The sequence below is a fragment of the Defluviitalea phaphyphila genome, from assembly GCF_001466305.1.
Taxonomy (GTDB): Bacteria; Bacillota; Clostridia; order Lachnospirales; family Defluviitaleaceae; genus Defluviitalea_A; species Defluviitalea_A phaphyphila.
Map to the genome: position 1 here is coordinate 26,675 of NZ_JWID01000011.1, position 18,059 is coordinate 44,733.

General features: G+C 27.4%; 17 protein-coding genes. 14 read left to right on the plus strand and 3 right to left on the minus strand.

Features of this window, described 5'->3' with window-relative positions:
* Positions 1-9: 9 nt before the first annotated feature.
* The 3 genes from yidD to rpmH all read right to left on the minus strand — a co-directional run bounded on the left by yidD (position 10) and on the right by rpmH (position 812).
* The gene (yidD, locus tag OM90_RS08135) at positions 10-219 is read right to left on the minus strand and encodes a membrane protein insertion efficiency factor YidD (RefSeq protein ID WP_058486479.1); all 210 of its coding nucleotides are present in this window, start codon (positions 217-219) and stop codon (positions 10-12) included.
* Positions 220-240: 21 nt separating this feature from the next.
* Complete coding sequence (gene rnpA, locus OM90_RS08140; RefSeq protein WP_058486398.1) at positions 241-585, minus strand: ribonuclease P protein component; 345 nt, start codon at positions 583-585, stop codon at positions 241-243.
* 92 nt (positions 586-677) lie between these two features.
* Positions 678-812 carry a 50S ribosomal protein L34 gene (rpmH, locus tag OM90_RS08145; protein WP_058486399.1) on the minus strand — a complete coding sequence of 45 codons (135 nt, stop codon included), beginning with the start codon at positions 810-812 and terminating at the stop codon, positions 678-680.
* Between the two features lie 489 nt (positions 813-1,301).
* Here rpmH and dnaA point away from each other — a divergent pair, with 489 nt between their 5' ends.
* The 14 genes from dnaA (at position 1,302) to OM90_RS08215 (ending at position 18,059) form a co-directional block, all read left to right on the plus strand.
* Positions 1,302-2,639, plus strand: coding sequence for a chromosomal replication initiator protein DnaA (dnaA, locus tag OM90_RS08150; protein ID WP_058486400.1), 1,338 nt, complete (start codon positions 1,302-1,304; stop codon positions 2,637-2,639).
* Between the two features lie 245 nt (positions 2,640-2,884).
* Entirely contained in the window at positions 2,885-3,988 is a 1,104-nt protein-coding gene (dnaN, locus tag OM90_RS08155) for a DNA polymerase III subunit beta (RefSeq protein WP_058486401.1), read from the plus strand.
* A gap of 114 nt (positions 3,989-4,102) precedes the next feature.
* Positions 4,103-4,312 carry a S4 domain-containing protein YaaA gene (yaaA, locus tag OM90_RS08160; RefSeq protein ID WP_058486402.1) on the plus strand — a complete coding sequence of 70 codons (210 nt, stop codon included), beginning with the start codon at positions 4,103-4,105 and terminating at the stop codon, positions 4,310-4,312.
* Positions 4,313-4,325: 13 nt separating this feature from the next.
* Positions 4,326-5,423: a DNA replication/repair protein RecF gene (gene recF / locus OM90_RS08165; protein ID WP_058486403.1), complete on the plus strand. Its 1,098-nt coding sequence runs from the start codon at positions 4,326-4,328 to the stop codon at positions 5,421-5,423.
* A 36-nt stretch (positions 5,424-5,459) separates the two neighbouring features.
* On the plus strand, positions 5,460-5,723 hold the full coding sequence (gene remB, locus OM90_RS08170; protein ID WP_058486404.1) for an extracellular matrix regulator RemB: 264 nt from the start codon (positions 5,460-5,462) through the stop codon (positions 5,721-5,723).
* Positions 5,724-5,754: 31 nt separating this feature from the next.
* On the plus strand, positions 5,755-7,650 hold the full coding sequence (gene gyrB / locus OM90_RS08175; RefSeq protein WP_058486405.1) for a DNA topoisomerase (ATP-hydrolyzing) subunit B: 1,896 nt from the start codon (positions 5,755-5,757) through the stop codon (positions 7,648-7,650).
* A 12-nt stretch (positions 7,651-7,662) separates the two neighbouring features.
* Positions 7,663-10,107, plus strand: a complete 2,445-nt coding sequence (gene gyrA / locus OM90_RS08180) for a DNA gyrase subunit A (RefSeq protein WP_058486406.1) — start codon at positions 7,663-7,665, stop codon at positions 10,105-10,107.
* The gene (locus OM90_RS08185; RefSeq protein ID WP_058486407.1) at positions 10,094-11,134 is read left to right on the plus strand and encodes a C39 family peptidase; all 1,041 of its coding nucleotides are present in this window, start codon (positions 10,094-10,096) and stop codon (positions 11,132-11,134) included. Before gyrA ends, OM90_RS08185 begins: the two co-directional genes overlap by 14 nt.
* 121 nt (positions 11,135-11,255) lie before the next feature.
* Positions 11,256-12,347: a BMP family lipoprotein gene (locus OM90_RS08190; protein WP_058486408.1), complete on the plus strand. Its 1,092-nt coding sequence runs from the start codon at positions 11,256-11,258 to the stop codon at positions 12,345-12,347.
* A 111-nt stretch (positions 12,348-12,458) separates the two neighbouring features.
* A complete protein-coding gene (locus OM90_RS08195) occupies positions 12,459-13,994 on the plus strand; it encodes an ABC transporter ATP-binding protein (RefSeq protein ID WP_058486409.1) in 1,536 nt (511 codons plus the stop codon).
* Entirely contained in the window at positions 13,978-15,075 is a 1,098-nt protein-coding gene (locus OM90_RS08200; RefSeq protein WP_058486410.1) for an ABC transporter permease, read from the plus strand. Before OM90_RS08195 ends, OM90_RS08200 begins: the two co-directional genes overlap by 17 nt.
* Positions 15,068-16,018, plus strand: coding sequence for an ABC transporter permease (locus tag OM90_RS08205; protein ID WP_058486411.1), 951 nt, complete (start codon positions 15,068-15,070; stop codon positions 16,016-16,018). The genes OM90_RS08200 and OM90_RS08205 overlap by 8 nt, the downstream gene beginning before the upstream one ends.
* Before the next feature lie 22 nt (positions 16,019-16,040).
* Positions 16,041-16,853, plus strand: coding sequence for a purine-nucleoside phosphorylase (locus OM90_RS08210; protein WP_058486412.1), 813 nt, complete (start codon positions 16,041-16,043; stop codon positions 16,851-16,853).
* Positions 16,854-17,093: 240 nt separating this feature from the next.
* Positions 17,094-18,059, plus strand: a complete 966-nt coding sequence (locus OM90_RS08215; RefSeq protein ID WP_058486413.1) for an ABC transporter permease — start codon at positions 17,094-17,096, stop codon at positions 18,057-18,059.

Sequence of the window (18,059 nt, forward strand, 5' to 3'; positions counted from 1 at the left end):
CCTTATATATTATGGAATAGGATCATATCCCCCTGGATGAAAAGGATGACATTTTAAAATTCTTTTTATTCCTAAATATACTCCTTTTATAACTCCATATTTTTCTATTGCTTGATAAGTATATAAAGAACAACTAGGATAAAATCTACATACTCTGGGCTTATAAGGAGAAATGAATTTTCGATAAAATTGTATACATCCTAAAAAAATTTTCTTCAAAATAAACTTCATTCCTTCCTTTTAATTTTTATTATACAACATTTCACTTTTTTTTAACAAATTATAAATAGACTTAGATATTTCATTATAGTCTGAATTTTTCGAAGCTACCCTAGCAATAATTACTATATCCCATCCTTTTTTAATTTCTTCCTCTTTAAGTCTATAGGATTCTCTTATCAATCGGGTAATTCTATTTCTAACTACACTATTTCCTACTTTTTTACTAACTGAAATTCCTAATCTATTTTTATCTTTACCATTTTTTAATTTATACATAACTAAAAATCGATTTGCTATAGAATTACCTTTATTATATACATTTCTAAACTGATAGTTTTTTTTTAATGATTCTGTATATTTCATAAAAATCCTCCTAAAAATTTTATTTTATCATTTGGAGGAAAAAAATTTAAAAATTTGCAGTATACAACAAGGCCACAATGATGCGGCCTTGTTTATGCTGATAATCTTTTTCTACCTTTTGCTCTTCTTCTTTTTAATACAATTCTTCCACTTCTTGTTCTCATTCTTTTACGAAATCCATGTTCTTTTTTTCTTTGTCTTTTCTTTGGCTGAAATGTCATTTTCATAATCAGCACCTCCTTATAAATCTATGACGGATCAACCTACATTTCATAGGCTATTAATCCTTTTTTTTGTAATTTTTTTGTAAGCACTATTACAATTATATTAAATATCTTTTTTTTAGTCAAGAACCTATTTCTGTATAATAAAATATTTATTGTTGAATATTTTTTGTGGATAATTTTTTTTATTATTGATTATCCACAAGAATTTTGTTATTATAAAAAAGAATCTGTGAATAACTTTTTCATTTTATTAATTTATTCACAATCTGTGGATAAAACTGTGTATAAATATCTAATTTATTTTTATTTTCTTTTTTTTAAAGCTATTCTTTTGTGTATAATTATTTCAACAGTTTGTTCATAATTTTATAAACAAAAATGTATGTATAAAATTATTCACAAAATACACATTTAGCTTTTTTTGTTATTAACAATTGTTGATAACTTGTGCATATATAAATTTTTTAAGCACAATAGGAGGAATTTTTAATGAATAATCACATAATAAACAACTGGGCAAGTATACTAAAAATATTGGAAGCAGAAACATCACCTGTAAGTTTCCAAACTTGGTTTAAAAATTTAAACCCCATATCTTTAAAAGATAACATTTTAACAATTGAAACACTAGATGATTTTTCTAAAGATATTTTAAGAAATCGATATATAAGGCTTATCCAAAATGCAATAACTCAAGTAACACATTATGAATATGAAATAGAAATTGTTACAAAAAATGAAGCCCAACAAATTAAAAAAAGTTCCTCTATAAAGGAAGAAACAAATGATCCATTAGATAACCAAAGTAATCTAATACCAAGATATGTTTTTGATACATTTGTTGTGGGAAATAGTAATAGAATGGCTCATGCAGCAGCCTTAGCAGTTGCAGAAGCTCCAGCTAAAGCATACAATCCTTTATTTATTTATGGTGGTGTAGGACTTGGAAAAACTCATTTAATGCATTCTATTGGGCATTATATTTTATCCCAAAATCCAAAAGCTAAAGTTTTATATGCTTCTTCTGAAAAATTTACTAATGAATTAATTAATTCAATTAAAGACGATAAAAACCAAGCCTTTAGAAATAAATACAGAAATATAGATGTTCTTTTAATTGATGACATTCAATTCATAGCAGGAAAAGAAAGAACAGAAGAAGAATTCTTCCATACATTTAATGCTCTTCATGAAGACAGTAAACAAATCATCATATCCAGTGATAGACCTCCTAAAGAAATTAAAACATTAGAAGATAGACTAAGGTCACGTTTCGAATGGGGACTTATTGCTGATATTCAACCACCTGATTTAGAAACTAGAATAGCAATATTAAGGAAAAAAACCGAATTAGAAAAACTTAGTGTTCCAAATGATGTAATTCTTTTTGTAGCAAAATCTATAGATTCTAATATTAGAGAATTAGAAGGAGCCTTAAACAGAATAATAGCCTATTCCACCTTAGCTAACCAAGAAATAACTATAGAACTTGCCAGTGAAGCCTTAAAAGATTTAATAAGTACAGACAAGCCAAAAACAATTACAACGGAACTAATTCAAGAAATTGTAGCTTCTTATTATAATCTAAGACCAGAAGACTTAAAATCTAAAAAAAGAACCAGAAGTGTTGCCTTTCCAAGACAAGTTGCTATGTATTTATGTAGAAAACTTACAGACCTTTCTTTACCAAAAATAGGAGAAAAATTTGGAGGAAGAGACCACACAACTATTATTCATGGATATGAAAAAATTAATAATGATATTAAAACTAACAATGAATTAAGACAAGCTATAAAAGAATTAGAAAAGAAAATTACAGGAAAATAATTATTAACATTATCTTGTTAATTAATAGTGAATTATATGTTAATAATAAATTTAAAAACATGAAATTGTTTATAATGTGGATAAAAAATTATTTTTATTTTTTTTGTCCACAATTTTATTCTATTATTATTTTTCCTGTATTCTTTTAATTTTAATACTTATCCACATTTCCACATTCCCTATTACTATAACTACTCAAATCTTTTTATTTTTTATTATTAAAAAAGTGAAAGGAGTTATCAACAATGAAAGTGTCCTGCATGAAAAATGATTTACTAAATGCTGTAAATATTGTTTTAAAAGCAATTTCAGGTAAAAAAACTATTCCTATTTTAGAATGTATACTATTAGAAGGAGAAGATGGATATCTAAAATTAACAGGAAATGATCTAGAGTTAGGAATAGAAAGTACTATTCCTGCTAAAGTAGAACAAACAGGATGTATTGCTCTAGAAGCAAAGATTTTTTCTGAGATTGTAAGAAAACTTCCAGAAGATGAAGTTAAAATAAATGTAGATTCTAATTTTATGACTACTATAAAATGTGTTAATTCAGAATTTAAAATAGCAGGTCAATCAGGTTTAGATTTTCCAGAACTTCCAAAAATAGAAAAAAATCAATCTTTTTCTTTACAACAAGGAACTTTAAAAGATATTATAAGACAAACAATTTTTTCTGTTGCAACAGAAGATACAAGACCTATTTTAACTGGAGAATTAATACAAATTAAAGATAAAGCAATGCATATGGTTTCAGTAGATGGATATAGAGTATCTTATAGAAAAGTTCCTTTATCAATTGAGAATGAAGAATATGAAGTTGTCGTTCCAGGAAAGACATTAGGGGAAATCAGTAAAATTCTTACTTCTGAAGAAGATGAAGTGTTTATATATTTTACTGATAAACATATATTATTTGATTTAGGGGAAAGTATGGTTGTTTCTAGACTTTTAGAAGGAGAATTTTTAAAATATGAAAATAGTTTTTCAGAAGATTATGAAACAAAAATAAGGGTAAATAGATCTCTGTTATTACAAAGTATAGAAAGAGCAGCGTTAATTTCAAGAGAAGGAAGAAAAAATCCTATTAAAATAGAAATAACTCAAGATAATATAATAATAACATCTAATACAGAATTAGGAACATCAAGGGAAGAATTAAGTATTCAGATGGAAGGGAAAGAACTTATTATAGCTTTTAATCCTAAATATTTAATAGATGCATTAAAAGCTATAGATGATGAAGAGATTGTTATTCAATTTATTTCTTCTTTAAATCCTTGTATTATTAAACCAGTTGAAGGTGAAGATTATAAGTATCTAATTTTACCAATACGTTTAAATGCATAAATTTTTATATAATTGATTTTTAAATGTATAGTAATATTTTTAGGATATGGTATAATAAAGAGTGCGATGTATTTTCGCACTTTTTATATATTATAAAAGAAAGAGTGGTTGGATTTGGAAAAAATAAAGATAAATACAGAGTATATAAAATTAGACCAATTTTTAAAATATATAAATATTGTTTCTTCAGGAGCTGAAGCAAAATATTTTATTAAAGAAAATAATGTAAAAATTAATGGTGAAAAAACTAATCAAAGAGGAAAAAAGTTAAAAAAAGGAGATAAAGTGGATATTGGTGGTAAAATTTATATTATAACTGACTAATGGAGTGGGAATAATGTATATTAGTGAGGTGAATTTATATCAATTCAGAAATTATAATGAGTTGACTTTATCTCTACACCCAAAATTAAATATTTTATATGGAGAAAATGCTCAAGGAAAAACTAATTTATTAGAATCTATTTATTTATGTGCTACAGGAAGGTCTCATAGAACTACCCACGAAAAAGAAGTTATACGTTGGGAAAATGAAGAAACTCATATTAGAACATTTCTTAATAAAAAAAATCATGTAGAAAAGATTGATTTTCATTTAAAAAAAAATGGCAAAAAATCTGCTGCTCTTAATGGAATACCTATTCAAAGATTAGGAGAATTATTAGGAATAATGAATGTAGTTTTATTTTCTCCAGAAGATTTACAATTAATTAAAAGTGGACCTAGGCAAAGAAGGAGATTTTTAGATATAGAACTTTGTCAATTAGATAGAATGTATTTTTATAATCTTCAAAAATATCATAAAGTATTAAAACAAAGAAATTATTTACTGAAAAATATCAATTCTGGTAAAGATTCTAAAGATATGCTTAATATATGGGATGAACAATTAGTTTATTTTGGAGAGAAAATTATCGAAAAAAGGAAAGATTTTATTGATAAAATAAATAATTTAGCTTTTTTAATTCATAGAAATATTACTGATAAAAAAGAAGAATTATTAATAGGATATATACCCAGCGTGGATAAAAATGAATTTATGGGAAAATTAAAATATAATATACAAAAAGACATCCAAAATAAAACCACTTCCCTAGGGCCGCATAGAGATGATATAAGTTTTAAGATTAATGGAATGGATCTTAAAACTTATGGTTCGCAAGGACAACAGAGAACAGCAGCTCTTTCTTTAAAACTTTCAGAAATAGAATTAATAAAAAAAGAAATAGATGAAAGTCCTATATTGCTTTTAGATGATGTATTATCTGAATTAGATGAAAATAGGCAAAAAGATTTAATAGAAAGTATAGATGATATACAAACGATACTTACTTGTACAGGAATAGAGGATATAATCCTAAAGCAAAAACATAGAGGTTCTATTTTTTATGTTAAAAACGGAAATATAAAGATTAAGAATTTTCAAAAGTTGTAATATTAATTTAAATAGGCTAAAATAGGGAGGATGGTTATGTTTCTTCATATTGGAGAAGATATAGAAATTTTTATTAAGGATTTAGTTGGAATTTTTGATATAAAATCATTAAAGGTTTCAAATCTTAATAATGAATTAATAAAAGAAGATAATAAAAATAATAATATTTTAAATATTTCACAAAGTAAAGATAAAATAAAATCTATAGTTATTGTTAAAAAAAAAGAAAAAAATATAATTTATTTATCTCCTATATCCTCTACAACTTTAAAAAAAAGGATTGATATATTTTTAGAATAATTATAAGTTTGGAAAAGGAGTGAGTTATTTAATGACTCCAGATTATAATGAAAATCAGATACAAATATTAGAAGGTTTAGAAGCCGTACGAAAAAGACCGGGTATGTATATTGGAAGTACTTCTATTAAAGGACTTCATCATTTAGTATATGAGATAGTAGACAACGCAGTAGACGAAGCTTTAGCAGGATATTGTAATGAAATACAAGTATATATAAATAAAGATAACTCCATTACTGTAATAGATAATGGGAGAGGAATCCCCATAGGTTTACATCCACAAAAAGGAATACCAGCAGTAGAAGTTGTTTTTACAATTTTACATGCTGGAGGTAAATTTGGCGGAGGTGGATATAAAGTATCAGGAGGATTACATGGAGTAGGAGCTTCTGTTGTAAATGCTTTATCTGAATGGTTAAAGGTTCAAATTTTTACGGAAGGTAAAATTTATGAACAAGTTTATGAAAGAGGAAAAGTTAAAAAACCTTTAACTGTAGTTGGAGATACTGATAAGAGAGGAACTTTAGTTCATTTTAAACCAGATGCAGAAATTTTTGAAGAAGTTGAATTTCAATTTGATATTTTAAGAAAACGTCTTCAAGAAACGGCTTTTTTAACAAAGGGTCTAAAAATTTGTTTAAAAGACTTAAGAGATAATAAAGAAAAAGTGTTCCATTATGAAGGAGGAATAAAGGAATTTATTTCTCATTTAAATAAAAATAAAACGCCTATATATAATAAAATTTTTTATTGTGAAGGTAATAAAGATGATATAGAAGTTGAAATAGCTTTTCAACATAATGATTCTTATGTTGAAAATATATTTAGTTTTGTAAATAATATTAATACTACTGAAGGCGGAACTCATCTTAGTGGATTTAAATCAGCTATAACTAAAACTTTAAATGATTATGGAAGAAAAAATAATATTCTTAAAGAAAATGATAAAAATTTATCTGGAGATGATTTAAGGGAAGGCATTACAGCTATAATTAGTGTTAAGGTAAAAGAACCTCAATTTGAAGGACAAACAAAAACAAAACTTGGTAATAGTGAAGTAAGAGGAGTAGTTGAAGCTATTTTATCAGAAGAACTTACATATTTTTTAGAACAAAACCCTAATATTGCAAAAATTATTTTGCAAAAGGGGATAATGGCTTCAAGGGCAAGAGAAGCAGCAAGGAAAGCAAGAGATTTAACAAGAAGAAAAAGTGCACTAGAAAATAATAGTCTTCCTGGAAAATTAGCAGATTGTTCGGAAAAAAATCCTGATCTTTGTGAAATATATTTAGTGGAAGGAGATTCTGCAGGAGGTTCTGCAAAATCAGCTAGATCAAGAAAAACTCAAGCTATTTTACCCTTAAGAGGTAAAATTTTAAATGTTGAAAAAACAAGACTTGATAAAATACTTGGCAATGAAGAAATTAGATCTATGATTACAGCTTTTGGAACAGGAATTGCAGATGATTTTGATATAAATAAGCTTAGATATGGTAAAATAATTATAATGACTGATGCCGATGTGGATGGTTCACATATAAGAACTTTACTACTTACTTTTATTTATAGATATTTAAGAGAATTGATAGAAAAAGGGCATGTTTATATAGCACAGCCACCTCTTTATAAGGTTGAAAAAAATAAAAAAGTTTATTATGTTTATAATGACAAACAATTAGATAAATTACTTAATGAAATTGGACGAGATAATATTAGTATGCAAAGATATAAAGGTCTTGGAGAGATGAATCCAGAACAACTTTGGGAAACAACTATGAATCCGGATACTAGAGTTTTAGTTAAAATAGAATTAGAAGATGCAGCAGCAGCTGATGAAATTTTTACAGCTTTAATGGGAGATAAAGTAGAACCTAGAAGAGAATTTATAAAAGAATATGCAAAACAAGTTAGAAATCTTGATATATAGAGGAAGGTAAAAATGGAAGAAAGAGAATTTGATAAAATTATTCCAGTAGAAATTCAAGATGAGATGAAAAAATCTTACATAGACTATGCTATGAGCGTTATTATATCAAGGGCTATTCCCGATGTTAGGGACGGATTAAAACCCGTTCATAGAAGAATTTTATATGCTATGAACGAACTTAAATTAAGCCCTAATAAGCCTTATAAAAAATCTGCTCGTATAGTAGGGGAAACCATGGGTAAATATCATCCTCATGGTGATAGTTCTATATATGACGCTATGGTTAGAATGGCTCAAGATTTTTCTATTAGATATCCTTTAGTGGATGGCCATGGAAATTTTGGGTCTGTAGATGGAGATAGCGCAGCAGCTATGAGATATACTGAAGCTAGATTAAGTAAAATAGCTATGGAACTTTTAGCAGATATTGAAAAAGAAACTATAGATTACAGACCTAATTTTGATGAATCTTTAAAAGAGCCTGTAGTTTTGCCAGCAAGATTTCCTAATTTATTAGTTAATGGTTCATCAGGTATTGCTGTTGGAATGGCAACTAATATACCTCCACATAATTTAAAAGAGGTTATAAATGGAGTTTTAAAGATTATTGATAATTATGTTGAAGAAGATAGGGAAACTACTATAGAAGAATTACTTTCAATAATAAAAGGTCCAGATTTCCCAACAGGAGCTATCATATTAGGAAGAAAAGGTATAGAAGAAGCTTATAGAACAGGGAAAGGAAAAATTAAAGTAAGGGCAGTTGCTGAAATAGAAGAAATGTCAAATAATAAGCAAAGAATTATAGTAACTGAAATCCCTTATATGGTAAATAAGGCAAGATTAATTGAAAAAATAGCTGATTTAGTTAAGGAAAAAAGAATAGAAGGTATATCAGATATTAGAGATGAATCAGACCGTACTGGAATGAGAATTGTTATAGAGATAAAAAAAGACCATAATGCAAATGTTGTTTTAAATCAGTTATATAAATATACTCAAATGCAAGATGTATTTAGTGTTAACATGCTTGCTTTAGTTGACAATGAAGCAAAAACCCTAAATTTAAAGGACATGCTTATTCATTATTTAAATCATCAAAAAGATGTTGTAACAAGAAGAACAAAATTTGATCTTAGAAAAGCAGAAGAAAGGTCTCATATTTTAGAAGGTTTAATAGTAGCTCTTGATAATATAGATAGAGTAATATCTATTATAAGATCTTCTTCAAGTACTCAAGAAGCTAAAGAAAGACTTATAAAAGAGTTTAATCTTTCAGAAAAACAGGCTCAAGCTATAGTAGATATGAGACTTAGAAGCCTAACTGGTTTAGAAAGAGAAAAAATAGACAATGAATATAGAGAACTTCAAGAAACTATAAAAGAATTAAAGTCAATACTTATGGATGAGAAAAAGCTTTATAGAGTGATAAAAGAAGAAATTTTAATTATTTCAGAAAAATATAGTGATGAAAGAAAAACTAAATTTCAAGTTGATGAAGGAGAATTTAATTTAGAAGACCTTATAAAAGAAGAAACTAGCGTTATTACCACTACCCATTTAGGATATATAAAAAGACTTCCTCTAAATACTTATAAAAGTCAAAATAGGGGAGGAAAAGGAATTATAGGAATGCAAACTAGAGAAGAAGATTTTATAGAAGATTTATTTATTACTTCTACCCATGATTATATTTTATTCTTTACAAATAAAGGGAAAGTATATCGCATAAAAGCTTATGAAATTCCTGAAGCTTCAAGAACAGCTAGAGGAACAGCTATTATTAATCTTCTTCAGTTAGATTCTGGGGAAAAAATAACGGCGGCAATTCCAGTAAAGGAATATAAAGAAGGAACATATCTTTTAATGGTAACAAAAAAAGGTCTTATAAAAAAGACAAGCATTATGGAATACCAAAATATTAGAAAAGGTGGTTTAAATTCTATTACCTTAAGAGATGAAGATGAATTAATAGAAGTTAAAAATATAGAAAAAGGTGAAAAAATCTTTGTAGGAACTAAAAAAGGACATGGAATAGTATTTAAAGAAGAAGAAGTTAGAGCTATAGGAAGAACTGGAATGGGAGTTAAAGCTATAAATTTAAATAAAGATGATGAAGTTATTGGAGTAGGATTATTATCAGAAGGTAATGATATATTATTTGTTACTCAAAAAGGACTTGGAAAAAGAACTGATATAAATGAATTTAATATTCAAAGAAGAGGCGGTAAGGGAGTAAAAACTTATCGTTTAACAGATAAAACAGGAGAAATAGTAGGAATTAAAATGGTATCTGAGAAAGAAGAAGTAATGATGATTACTTCAGAAGGAATTATTATAAGAATCAATGTATCTCAAATATCAAAAACAGGAAGGATTACTCAAGGAGTAAAATTAATGAATTTAGGAGAAGATGAATCTGTAGTATCTGTAGAAAAGGTTGTTGAAGAAGAATGAAGTTAAAAAAAAAGTAATTTTATTTTGTATAGTATCTTTAATTTTACTAGGATATTTAGGAATAAAATACTTTCAAGATACAAATAAATTAATGGAAGAAATGGAAAATATAACTCAAGAAAACATACAAAATACAATAAATTATCATGTTTACTATAAAAATAGTTTAATCAAATCTTTTTATAACAAAGAAGATGCCATAGAATATAGTAAAAGACATAGATATACTTATGTAACAGAAAAAGATAAAGATGAATGGATTTTTGATAATTTTAAACCATTCATCTTATATAGAGATAATAAGTTTATTAATGATTATGATACTTTTTCTGAAGCTGTATTTTTTGCTAAAGAAAAAGAAAAATCAGAAATATACTTTTTATCTAATAAAAATCTTATTTGGTCTAATATAGAACCAATAAAAAAAGAGATTTTATTAGAAGTTCCTACTATTTTACAGTATCCAGAGCTTCCAAGAGGTTGTGAGGTTACAAGTTTAGCCATGCTTCTTAATTATAAGGGAATAAATGTTGATAAAATGGAGTTAGCTAAAAAAATAAAAAAAGACACTACTCCAATGACGAAAAAAGATGGTAAAACATATTATGGAAATCCAAATGATGGATTTGTAGGAGATATGTATTCTCTAGAAAATCCAGGCTATGGAGTTTATAGTGGACCTATTGTTGAATTAATGGAAGAATATATGCCAAATAAAACTATAGATTTAACAGGATGTGAATTTGAAGATTTATTTCAATTTGTTTCAAGAGGAAAACCTGTTTGGGTTATTACTAATACAACTTATAAAAAATTAGATGAAGATAAATTTGAAATTTGGATAACCCCTACAGGACCTGTTGAGATAACTTATAAACTCCATTCTGTTGTAATTACCGGATATGATGAACAATATGTTTATTTTAATGATCCATATTATTCTCAAAAAAATATAAAAGCATTAAAAGAAGATTTTAAAGAAGCTTGGAATCAAATGGGAAGACAAGCAGTTTCATATATAGACTAAAAATTATTTTGTGTATAAATATATGATAAATAGTTTAAATTATTTATATATGAAATATTGTAATGACAAAAAATGAAGAATGTGTTAAAATGTTGTTGAATATATTAAAGGAGGGAAACTAATGAGTAAAAAAACAATTAGCTTACTATTAAGTTTAGTTTTTATTTTTTCTATTGCATTAACAGGGTGTGGTAATAAAGAAGAATCAGAAGCAGTTAAAGTAGGTATGGCTACAGATTCAGGAACTATCGATGATAAATCTTTTAATGAAGGAACTTGGAAAGGAATTGTAAGATATTCAGAAGAAAATGAAGGAGCTATTGAGGTAAGATATCTTCAACCTGAAGGAGAACAGCATACAAATTATATTAATGCTATTAATGATTTAATTGATACAGGACATAAGATTATTGTAACTCCAGGATATAAATTTGAAACAGCAGTAAATGAGGCAGCTGCAAATAATGAAGATATATATTTTATTTTAATTGATGGAACTACTCATAGTGAAGATAGTTTTGATTTTGTAAAACATGATAATACAGTATGTGTTTTATTTAATGAACATGAAGCAGGGTTTTTAGCAGGAGTTACTGCTGCCCTATCTACTAAAACAAATAAATTAGGTTTTATAGGTGGAATGGAAGTGCCAGCCGTTCAAAAATTTGGTTGGGGATATCAAGCAGGAGTTCATTATGCAAATAAAACTTATGGAACAAATGCAGAAATAATTGATTATATTTATCAAGGAACATTTAATGATGCTGCGGCAGGGCAAACATTAGCTGCAGGAATGTATGATAAAGGTGCAGATATCATATTCCATGCTGCCGGTGGTACAGGATTAGGAGTATTTAGTGAAGCTAAACAAAGAGCTGAAAAAGGTGAAGAAGTATATGTAATTGGTGTTGATATAGATCAGTATGAAACAGGGAAAATTTCAACTGGTGAATCAGTTACTTTAACTTCAGCAGTAAAAGGAATAGATTTAGCAGCATATAACTATATTGATGCAGCATTAAATGGAACATTTCCAGGTGGGGAAATAGTTACATTAGGTCTTAAAGAAAATGCGGTAGGAATTCCAGAAGAAAATCCAAATCTATCAGAAGATGTTATAAATAAACTTGAAGAAGTAAAACAAGAAGTAATAGATGGTAATTTAGTAATTCCATCAACACAAGAAGAATTGGATGAATTTTTAAATAATTAATAGATTAAAAAAACGCACAGCTATTAAGTGCGTTTTTTTTTTGACTCTATATATAATAAATAAAATAATATGATATAATAATAATATCAAAAATTATTTGGAGGAAATAATATGGACTATGTTATAGAGATGTTAAATATTAGAAAAGAATTCCCTGGCATAGTAGCTAATGATAATATTACATTAAGGGTGATACCAGGAGAAATTCATGCTCTATTAGGTGAGAATGGAGCAGGTAAATCTACTTTAATGTCTATTTTATTTGGATTATATAAACCAGATAAAGGAATTATTAAAGTAAGAGGAAAGGAAGTAAATATATCAAATCCTAATATTGCTACTGAACTTGGAATAGGGATGGTCCATCAACACTTTAAATTAATACATAATTTTACAGTTACAGAAAATATTATTTTAGGAATGGAAAAAACAAAAGGATTATCTATAGATATTAAATCAGCAGCAAAACGTATAAAAGAATTATCTAATTTATATGGTCTTAAAGTAGATCCTTATGCAAAGATTGAAGATATTTCTGTAGGTATGCAGCAAAGGGTAGAAATATTAAAAATGCTTTATAGAAATGCAGATATTCTTATATTTGATGAGCCAACTGCTGTTTTAACTCCTCAAGAAGTAGAAGAATTAATGAATATTATGAGACGTCTTATAGATGAAGGAAAATCTATTATTTTAATTACTCATAAATTAAAAGAAATAAAAGCTATAGCTAATAGATGTACAATTATAAGAAAAGGAAAAGGTATTGCAACAGTAGATGTAGCTAGTACTTCTACTGAAAAGATGGCAGAACTTATGGTAGGACATGAAGTTAACTTTAAGGTTAAAAAAGGGGAACCTAAGTTAGGAGATGTTTTATTAAAAGTAGACAAGCTTAATGTAAAGGACAATAGAGATATTACTGCAGTTAAAGATGTATCTTTTGAAGTAAGAGGAGGAGAAATATTAGGAATAGCTGGAGTAGATGGAAATGGACAAACAGAGTTAATTGAAGCAATTACAGGATTAAGAAAGGTAGAATCAGGTAAAATTATATTAAATGGTGAAGAAGTACAAGATTGGTCTATAAGAAAAAGAAATGAATTAGGTTTAGGTCATATACCAGAGGATAGACATAAGCATGGATTAGTGTTAGATTTTCTATTAGAAGACAATATGATATTAGAAAACTACTATAAAAGTCCATTTTCCTCTAAGGGTATTTTAAATAGGGAAGAAATAAGAAAATATTCAGATAGATTAATTAAAGAATTTGACGTAAGATGTGGTAAGGGTAGTAAAACTATTGTAAGAAGTATGTCTGGTGGTAATCAGCAAAAGGCGATAATTGCCCGGGAAATAGATAGATCTCCTCAAGTTCTTGTAGTATCTCAACCTACACGAGGATTAGATGTAGGAGCTATTGAATACATTCATAAAAGACTAATTGAAGAAAGAGATAAAGGTAAAGCTATATTATTATTTTCTTTAGAATTAGATGAAATACTTAATGTATCAGATAGAATAGCGGTAATGTATGAAGGAAATATTGTAGGAATTGTGGATGCTAAAAGTACTGATGAAAATGAATTAGGTCTTATGATGGCAGGTTCAAAGGGAGGAAATAAGAATGAAAAAAATATCTAAGTATTTTACAAACGAAGATTATCAGAAAAAAATAATTCCTTTTCTTTCTGTACTATTAGGATTTATTATGGGTGCTTTGATTATGTTATTTTCAGGATATAATCCTTTAGAAGCATACTCTGCATTATTAAAAGGAGCAGGATTTTATGGAAGTATAAAAAGGTTTGGAGATACCCTTTTAAATATGACTACTCTTATTTTTACAGGATTATCTGTTGCTTTTGCTTTTAGAACAGGCTTATTTAATATAGGAGCTGCAGGACAAATGTTAATGGGTGGTTTTATTGCAGTATATATAGGAATTATATTTGATCTTCCAAGAATAATACATCTTCCCTTTGCTGTCATTTCTGCGGGTTTAGCAGGAGCATTATGGGCGTCTATTCCAGGAATTTTAAAGGCGAAATTTAAAGTTCATGAAGTTGTTACAACTATTATGATGAATTGGATTGCTTACTGGAGTGTATATTATTTTGTGCCAAATTATATTCCAGGAAATTTTGATACAGAATCAGCAGTTATAAAAGAAAGTGCCTCCCTTAGAACAGATTGGCTTAGTAGTTTATTTAAAGGTTCTTATGTAAATTTAGGCTTATTTCTTTCTATTATTGCTGTAATAATTATATGGTGGATTTTAGAAAAAACTACTTTTGGATATGAATTAAAAGCTGTAGGATTTAATCCTAATTCAGCAGAATATGCGGGAATGAAAGTTAATAGAAATATAGTTTTTTCTATGATGATATCTGGAACTTTAGCAGGACTTGCAGGAGCAGTTTATTATTTAGGATATACTAATAATATAAAAATAGGAGAATTACCTACACAGGGTTTTGATGGAATAGCTGTTGCACTTTTAGGTCTAAATAATCCTATAGGAATTGTTTTTTCATCATTTTTATTTGGATTTATGAATGCAGGGAAATTATTTATGAGTGCTTCTACAGAAGTACCAAAAGAACTTATAGAAATTATAATAGCTGTTATTATTTTCTTTGCAGCAGCTAATTTAATGATTAAAGGATTTTTATCTAAAATAAATAAAGTTATTTATAGAAAAGAAGGTGAAAAAAATGTTTGATATACTATCTAGCATATTTCCTTTAGCCCTAGCTTATACAGCGCCACTTTTGATTATAGCTTTAGGGGGATTATTTAGTGAAAGAAGTGGGGTTGTTAATATTGGATTAGAAGGATTAATGGGTATAGGAGCTTTTAGTAGCGCATTTTTTATATCAAGCAATTATGAATCTTTAGGAGATTTTGCTATTATATTGGGAATTATAATAGGTGCATTAGCTGGAGGAGTTTTTTCTATTATTCATGCTTTTGCTAGTATTAATATGAAAGCAGACCAAGTTATTAGTGGTACAGCTATTAATATGCTTTCATCAGCTATTACCATATATCTAGCTAGGTCACTGACTGGAAGTGCTAATATCCAAATTATAAAGGGATTTATAAAAAATGATATAGCAGGACTTAGTAAAATACCTTTAATTGGACCACTTTTTTTTAGTAATGCTTATGCTACAACTTATTTAGTTATTATTATTGTTATTATTAGTTGGTATGTTTTATATAAACTTCCTTTTGGATATCATCTTAGGGCTTGTGGTGAAAATCCTCAAGCAGCAGATTCAATGGGTATTAATGTTATAAAAATGAGATATATAGGAGTTATTTTATCAGGAATTTTAGCAGGACTTGGAGGAGCTATAGTAATTACTACTTATTATGGAGAATTTTCAGCTAATGTTTATTCTGGATTAGGATTTTTAGCTTTGGCAGCTCTTATATTTGGAAAATGGAAGCCTTTTGGAGTATTAGGTGCATCTTTATTTTTTGGATTTGCAAAAACAGTAGCTGATATGTCGCAGTTATTTGAAGCCTTAAAGAAAATGCCTAATATTTATTTTAATACATTTCCTTATGTTGTAACTATTCTTGCCCTTATTATCTTTTCTAAAAATTCAGTTGGTCCTAAAGCAGCAGGGGAACCTTATGACCCAGGTAAGAGATAAATAAATTATAGGAGGAGTTAATATGTTTGAAAAAATTCAAGAAGCAAAAAAATGGATTGAAACTAAAACAGATGTAGTTCCTAAAATAGGACTTATATTAGGTTCAGGATTAGGTTCTTTAGGAGAAGAAATAGAAAATTCCATAAAAATAGATTACAAAGATATTCCTCATTTCCCAATATCTACAGTAGAAGGACATGAAGGTAAACTTATTATAGGAGAGTTAGAAGGTCAAAAAGTAGTGGCAATGCAGGGACGTTTTCATTATTATGAAGGATATAGTATGCAAGAAGTAACTTTTCCTGTTAGGGTAATGAGAGCTTTAGGAGTAGAAATTCTTTTAGTAACTAACGCAGCAGGGGGACTTAGGGAAGATTTAAAGCCAGGAAGTTTAATGATTATAGAAGACCATATAAATATGATGGGAGACAATCCTCTTATAGGACCTAATGATAATAGATTAGGAGTTAGATTCCCTGATATGTCAGAAGCCTATGATAAAGAGTTAATAAAATTGGCAAAAAATGTAGCTAAAAAAGAAAATATAGATATTACAACAGGAGTATATTCTCCTATTTCAGGGCCTAGTTATTGCACTAAAGCAGAATTAAAAATGCTTATAAAAATTGGTTCTGATGCAGTAGGAATGTCCACGGTACCAGAAGTAATAGTAGCAAATCATGGAGGTATGAAAGTATTAGGGATTTCATGCATTACTGATATTGCTAATCCTTATATAATGCATCCACCAAATCATGAAGAAATAGTTAAAGTAGCTAACGAAACAAAACCTAAATTTATTAGATTAATGAAATCTATAGTAAAAGAATTATAAAAGTAAAATAAAAGTGAAAAAAGAGCTAATATATTCACTAGTGAATATATTAGCTCTTTTTTTATAAATTTTTGTCAAAATTAATAAAAAATAAATTTAAATAATAATTTTTTATACTAAAAAATATATACCTAACATGAAATAAAATATCTTTTATCTCTTTATTATTAATAATATAATAAAGAAAAAATTATTATGATATGTAATATATATAAATTGCATAAAGAAAAGAGGAGTCATATGGTAAAAGAAACAACTTTAAAAAATTGTACATCTAAACTAAGAAAAAAGAAAAAAATCAATAAATTTTGGCAAAAATTAAAAAGGCAAAAAGAATTACAAATTATGGCTTGGGCAGGTATTATTTGGATGATAATTTTTAACTATATTCCAATGTATGGAATTATAATTGCTTTTAAAGATTATAGTATAATTAAACCTATTTCGGAAGCTCCGTGGGTTGGGCTTGAACATTTTGTTGAATTTTTTAAAGATGAGAATTTTTATATGGTCATCAGAAATACATTGGGGATTAGTTTATTAAAATTAATAATAGGATTTCCTTTGCCAATAATATTTGCCATTTTATTAAATGAAATACGACATATAGGATTTAAAAGAACAGTGCAAACTATTTCATATTTACCTCATTTTCTTTCATGGGTTGTGCTTGGTGGAATTATGATAAATTGGTTGTCTGAAACGGGAATTATTAATGAATTATTAATAAAATTTGGAGTACTAGATAAACCTATTACATTTTTATCAGAACCAAAATATTTTTGGGGAATTGCTGTTATATCAGATATATGGAAAGAGCTAGGATGGTCAGCAATTATTTATTTAGCTGCTATTTCAGGAATTGATCCAGAATTATATGAAGCAGCTACAATGGATGGTGCAGGACGTTTAGCGAAAATAAAATATATTACTATTCCTTGTATTCAAGGAACAATTGCTGTATTGTTTATTCTTGCTGTAGGAAATTTATTAAATACAAATTTTGACCAAATTTTTGTACTTAGAAATTCCTTAAATCAATCAATGAGTGAAGTAATAGATATTTATGTTTATAGAATAGGAATTCAATCTGCTAGATTTTCTTATGCAACAGCTGTAGGATTATTTAAATCTGTTATTGCATTAATACTTTTAATAATTGCAAATTTTGTTACAAAAAAACTAAAAGGAAATTCTTTATTTTAG

Coding starts and splice junctions, on each gene's coding strand:
- rnpA (WP_058486398.1), bottom strand. CDS start 585: ATGAAATATACAGAATCATTAAAAAAAAACTATCAGTTTAGAAATGTA.
- rpmH (WP_058486399.1), bottom strand. CDS start 812: ATGAAAATGACATTTCAGCCAAAGAAAAGACAAAGAAAAAAAGAACAT.
- dnaA (WP_058486400.1), top strand. CDS start 1,302: ATGAATAATCACATAATAAACAACTGGGCAAGTATACTAAAAATATTG.
- dnaN (WP_058486401.1), top strand. CDS start 2,885: ATGAAAGTGTCCTGCATGAAAAATGATTTACTAAATGCTGTAAATATT.
- recF (WP_058486403.1), top strand. CDS start 4,326: ATGTATATTAGTGAGGTGAATTTATATCAATTCAGAAATTATAATGAG.
- remB (WP_058486404.1), top strand. CDS start 5,460: ATGTTTCTTCATATTGGAGAAGATATAGAAATTTTTATTAAGGATTTA.
- gyrB (WP_058486405.1), top strand. CDS start 5,755: ATGACTCCAGATTATAATGAAAATCAGATACAAATATTAGAAGGTTTA.
- gyrA (WP_058486406.1), top strand. CDS start 7,663: ATGGAAGAAAGAGAATTTGATAAAATTATTCCAGTAGAAATTCAAGAT.
- OM90_RS08190 (WP_058486408.1), top strand. CDS start 11,256: ATGAGTAAAAAAACAATTAGCTTACTATTAAGTTTAGTTTTTATTTTT.
- OM90_RS08195 (WP_058486409.1), top strand. CDS start 12,459: ATGGACTATGTTATAGAGATGTTAAATATTAGAAAAGAATTCCCTGGC.
- OM90_RS08200 (WP_058486410.1), top strand. CDS start 13,978: ATGAAAAAAATATCTAAGTATTTTACAAACGAAGATTATCAGAAAAAA.
- OM90_RS08205 (WP_058486411.1), top strand. CDS start 15,068: ATGTTTGATATACTATCTAGCATATTTCCTTTAGCCCTAGCTTATACA.
- OM90_RS08210 (WP_058486412.1), top strand. CDS start 16,041: ATGTTTGAAAAAATTCAAGAAGCAAAAAAATGGATTGAAACTAAAACA.
- OM90_RS08215 (WP_058486413.1), top strand. CDS start 17,094: ATGGTAAAAGAAACAACTTTAAAAAATTGTACATCTAAACTAAGAAAA.